General features: G+C 74.8%; 4 protein-coding genes. 3 read left to right on the top strand and 1 reads right to left on the bottom strand.

What is annotated here, in order from left to right; genetic code table 11:
- From ACTUAL_RS05520 to ACTUAL_RS05510, 3 genes are all read left to right on the top strand, one after another.
- The coding region (locus ACTUAL_RS05520; RefSeq protein ID WP_440899485.1) for a GDSL-type esterase/lipase family protein at positions 1 to 770 on the top strand (770 nt) is incomplete at its 5' end.
- Positions 771 to 948: 178 nt separating this feature from the next.
- A complete protein-coding gene (locus ACTUAL_RS05515) occupies positions 949 to 2031 on the top strand; it encodes a glycoside hydrolase family 43 protein (protein ID WP_440899484.1) in 1083 nt (360 codons plus the stop codon).
- A 94-nt stretch (positions 2032 to 2125) separates the two neighbouring features.
- Positions 2126 to 3766 (top strand): SdrD B-like domain-containing protein, encoded by a 1641-nt coding sequence (locus ACTUAL_RS05510; RefSeq protein WP_440899483.1) that lies wholly within the window; start codon positions 2126 to 2128, stop codon positions 3764 to 3766.
- Positions 3767 to 3898: 132 nt separating this feature from the next.
- Here ACTUAL_RS05510 and ACTUAL_RS05505 read toward each other — a convergent pair.
- Positions 3899 to 4503 (bottom strand): O-methyltransferase (locus tag ACTUAL_RS05505; RefSeq protein WP_440899482.1); only part of this gene is annotated, 605 nt, incomplete at its 5' end.

The raw sequence follows: 4503 nt of genomic DNA, 5'->3' as shown, positions 1-4503 counted from the left end.
CGGACTCGGCGAACGTCTCCCTGGCCGACACCACCCACAACACCGAGGGCTCCCAGTCCCGCAGGCTCACCGCCCTGGCCAGGCAGTACCGAGTGACCACCGTCCTGGTCCAGGTGGGCGCCAACGACGCCCCCCGCTTCGCCGAGACCGTGGTCTCCTGCGTCCTGGCCTGGCTGAACCCCTTCGGCGATGGCTGCCGCGAAGACCTCCGCGAGACCTGGCCCGCCCGCCTGCGCGAGATGTCCCCGAAGGTCGAGACCGCCCTGCGCGACATCCGAACCGCCATGACCGAGGCCGGCTACACCGAGTCCGACTACACCCTGATCCTCCTCTCCTACGCCTCCCCGGTGACCGAGAAGATCGACCGCTTCCGCAGCGTCGCCCAGGGCTGCCCCCTCAAACCGGAGGACGCCGCCTACGGCAGGCTGGAAGCCGTCCCCCAACTCTCAGCCGCCCTGCGAGGCGCGGCGGAGCGCGCCAACACCCGCTTCCTGGACCTGTCAAGGGCAGCCGAGGGCCACGAGGCGTGCAGCCAGGGCGACGACCCGACCAACGAGTGGCAACGCAGACTGACCATCACCCCGGAAGCCCTCCGCGACCTGGCCCAAGCCCCGCAGGACGCGGTCCTGCGCGCAGCCCAGCAATCCTTCCACCCCACCGCGCGGGGCTACGCCCACATGGCCGCCTGCACCGCGCAGTTCGCCGCCACCACCCGAAGAACCGCGCTCTGCGTCCCCGAGAACAACACCCTCCGCCTCGCAGACGGCTGACCCGGCCGAACCCGCCCCCGCCGAGCGCCCCGCGAACCACCACCCGCCCGAACGGCCCCGCCCGCCAGGGGTGAAGCGCCCCCGCCCGGCGTTGACACGACCCCGCACCCGCCCCGACGCTCGTGAACCCGGCTGGGTGGCGACGGGGCCGTCCGGCGCGTGCCCCGCGGAGATGCCGATGACCCACCGCCCCGCGTTCCGCAGGACCGCCCTCGCCACCCTCGCCCTCTCCCTCCTCTCCCTCCTCGCCGCCCCCGCCCCCTCCGCCTCGGCCTCCGCCACGGGCCAGACCCACGCCAGCCAGGCCCACGCCAGCCAGACCTACGCCGGCTACCTCTTCGCCTACTTCCTCGGCGAGGGCCCCCCCACCGGCGAGCGCGTCCACCTCGCCACCAGCCGCGGGAACGACCCCCTCCGCTACGACACCCTCAACAACGGCGCCCCCGTCCTCACCTCCACCACCGGCACCACCGGCGCCCGCGACCCGTTCCTCATGCGCAAGCGCGACGGCGGCTTCCTGCTCATCACCACCGACGCCAAGATGCACGACGGCCCCTCCTGGGACCACGCCCAGCGCCACGGCAGCCGCAACATCGTCATCTGGGAGTCGCCCGACCTGGTCACCTGGTCGTCCCCCCGCCTCGCCGAGGTCGGGGACGACACGGTCGGCAACGTCTGGGCCCCCGAGGCCTTCTACGACCCCGCCACCCGGCGCTACGTCGTCTTCTGGGCCTCGAACCTCTACCCCCGCACCGACCCCCAGCACACCGGCCCCAGCTACAACCGCGTCCTCTACGCCACCACCACCGACTTCCGGACCTTCAGCCCCCAGCGCGTCTGGATCGACCCCGGCCACGCCGTCATCGACACCACCGTCGTCACCGACCGGGGCCAGTTCTTCCGGTTCACCAAGGACGAGCGCGAGCAGTCCCAGGCGCCGTGCGGGAAGTTCGTGTTCCAGGAGCGTGGCCGCTCGTTCTTCGGCCCCTACGGCGAGGTCGCGGACTGCCTCGGCCGGGGCGACATCGCCATGGGGGAGGGGGCGACCCTGTTCCAGGACAACAACTCCGGGCGCTGGCACATGTTCGTCGACGAGTTCCTCGGGCGCGGCTACGTCCCGTTCGAGACCGACGACCTCGCCTCAGGCCGCTGGACGCCCTCCGCCTCCGCCGACCTGCCCACCGGCAGCAGGCACGGCTCGGTCCTCCCGGTCACCGCCGACGAACTGCGCCGCGTCCGCGCCGCCCACCCCAACGGATGATCACTCGATCCGGGGGACTTCCTGGCCACCCCGCTCGGCATGGCCCATAGTCCGTGCTGACCCCCGTTGCCCGGCAGGGAGAGCCCAACACCCCATGCGCGCCAGCACCGGCCGCTCGCGCCGCACCCTGCCGATCATCGCCCTGGTCGCCGCCTGCGCCGCGCTGCCCGCCGCACCCGTCCCAGCCCCCGCGCTCGCGCTGGCCGAACCCACCGCCGACCCCACCGCCGAGCTCTCCGGCGCCGTCTACAGCGACCGCTACGACCCGCACGACCCCGCCCAGACCACCAACGGCGTCCGCGACGCGGACGAACCGGGCCTGGGCGGCGTCCCCGTCACGCTCGTCGCCGCCGACCCGACCACCCGGATCACCACCACCAGCGACACCACCGGCGCGTTCCGCTTCACCGGCCTCCCCGCCGGGACCTACCGCCTGGAAGCCGACCCCGCCCGCTACCGCCCGGCCCGCGCCGCCGCCGGTGACGCGGGTGGTGACACCTCCACCCCCGGCGCCGTCGACGGCATCGTCCTCGCGGACGGCGCCCGCGCCACCGGGTACGCGTTCGGCCAGGTCGGGGGAGTGGTCGACGGGGCCGTCTACCGGGACGACAACAACAACGGCCAGCGCGAGTACCCGGCCGAACCCGGCGTCGCCTCCGCCACCCTGGTCCTCTCGGGCGCGGCGCACGCCGTGACCACCACCAACCCGGACGGCTACTTCCTGTTCCGCGACCTGCCCTCCGGCGCGTACGCGGTCACCGAGCGGCAGCCCTCCGACTACGCCGACGGCGTCGACACGCCCGGCACCGGCGGCGGCGCGGCCGTCCCGCCGGACACCCTGGCCGGGATCGTGCTCGGGGCCGGGGCCACCAGCCGCTACAACGGGTTCGGCGAGCGCGGCGACGCCGTGGGCGGGGTGGTGTTCCACGACGACGACGCGGACGGCGTCCCCGACCAGGACGAGGCGCGCGCCCCCGGTGTCGGGGTGCTGCTCAGCGGCGTCGACGGCAGTGAGCAGCGCGTCGTCACCGACCCGAGCGGGGGTTACCTGTTCGTGGGGGTTCCGGCCGGTGACTACACGCTGGTGGAGGAACAACCCGAGGACTACGCCGCCAGCACCCCCAACCAGGTGAACCTGACGGTGACCGCCGGGCGCGGCGCGACCCGTGACTTCGGCGACCTGCTCGGCTCGGCCTCCGGCGTGGTCTGGGCCGACGCCGACCGGGACGGCGTGCGCGACCCCGACGAACCGGGCGTGCCGGGCGTGCGCGTCGCGCTCGTAGGGACCGGCGACACGAGCCCCGGCCCCGACGGCGGCTCCCTGTTCGACGGGGTCGCCGTGGGCGAGCACGACCTCGTCATCACCCCGCCGGACGGCACCGTCCTCGTCTCCGGCGCGTTCGACCAGGTCAGCGGCTCGACGCGGGTCCCGGTGCTCGACACGGGCGCCGCGTCCGGCGCGCGGGTGACTGGCCTAGACGCCGGACTGGCCGACGCCGCCCCCGCGCCGGGCGGACCGGTGCTCGCCCCCAGCAGCTCCGCCGCGTCCACGATGGTGGTGCCGATGCCCACCACCCCGGACGCGCAGGCGGGCGGCCTGCTCCCCGACCTCGACGCGCTGGCCTGGACCGGCCTCAGGTGGGGAGCCCTGCTGCCCGTCGCCGTCGCGCAGCTCCGACGCGGGCTGGTCGGCTACGGCGTCACCGGCCTGCGCCGCAGCCGCCGCCGCGCCTGACCCTCGCCGCCGTGCCTGACCCCGCTGCCGCGCCTGACCCCGCTGCCGCGCCTGACCCCCGCCGCCGCTCCACCCCGGCCACTACCTCACCACCGCTGCTACTCCACCACCGCTGCTACTCCACCACCGCTGCTACCTCACCCCCGCCAGCGCGAACCCGTCCCACCCCTTCGCACCCACGGTCTGCAACGCCGTCGCCGCCGCCACCCGCTCGTCCCGCCCCAGCGCCTCGACCAGCGCCCGGCTGCCCAGGACCCGAGGGTCCGCGCTTCCCGCGTCCACCACCGCCCCGTCGCGCACCACGTTGTCCACGACGATCACCGTCCCCGACCGCGACAACCGCAGCGCCACCTCCAGGCACACCGGGTTGTTCGGCTTGTCCGCGTCGATGAACACCACGTCGAACGGCGCCACCCCGGCCTCGACCAACCCCCGCGCGCTGTCCGCCGCCGGACCGAGCAGCAGCTCCACCCGGTCCGCCACGCCCGCCGCCACGAAGTTCGCCCGCGCCACCTCGGCGCACCGCTCGTCCACCTCCAGCGCGACCACCAACCCGCCCGCGCCGACCGCCCGAGCGAACCGGATCGTGCTGCACCCGGCGAGCGTCCCGAACTCCAGCACCCGCCGCACCCCCACCATCAGGCACACCAGGTCCAGGAACCGCCCCTGGTTCGGCGCGACCTCGTGCTCCGGCAACCCTGCCACCCGCCCGGCCGCGCGGGCACGGGCCAACACCT

The organism is Actinosynnema sp. (genome assembly GCF_052038725.1).
Note: the sequence above shows the minus strand (reverse complement) of the source record. Positions and strands in the feature narration are given on the sequence as shown.

Excerpts from the sequence above, each read along its gene's own strand:
- ACTUAL_RS05515 (WP_440899484.1), top strand. The coding sequence starts at position 949 with ATGACCCACCGCCCCGCGTTCCGCAGGACCGCCCTCGCCACCCTCGCC.
- ACTUAL_RS05510 (WP_440899483.1), top strand. The coding sequence starts at position 2,126 with ATGCGCGCCAGCACCGGCCGCTCGCGCCGCACCCTGCCGATCATCGCC.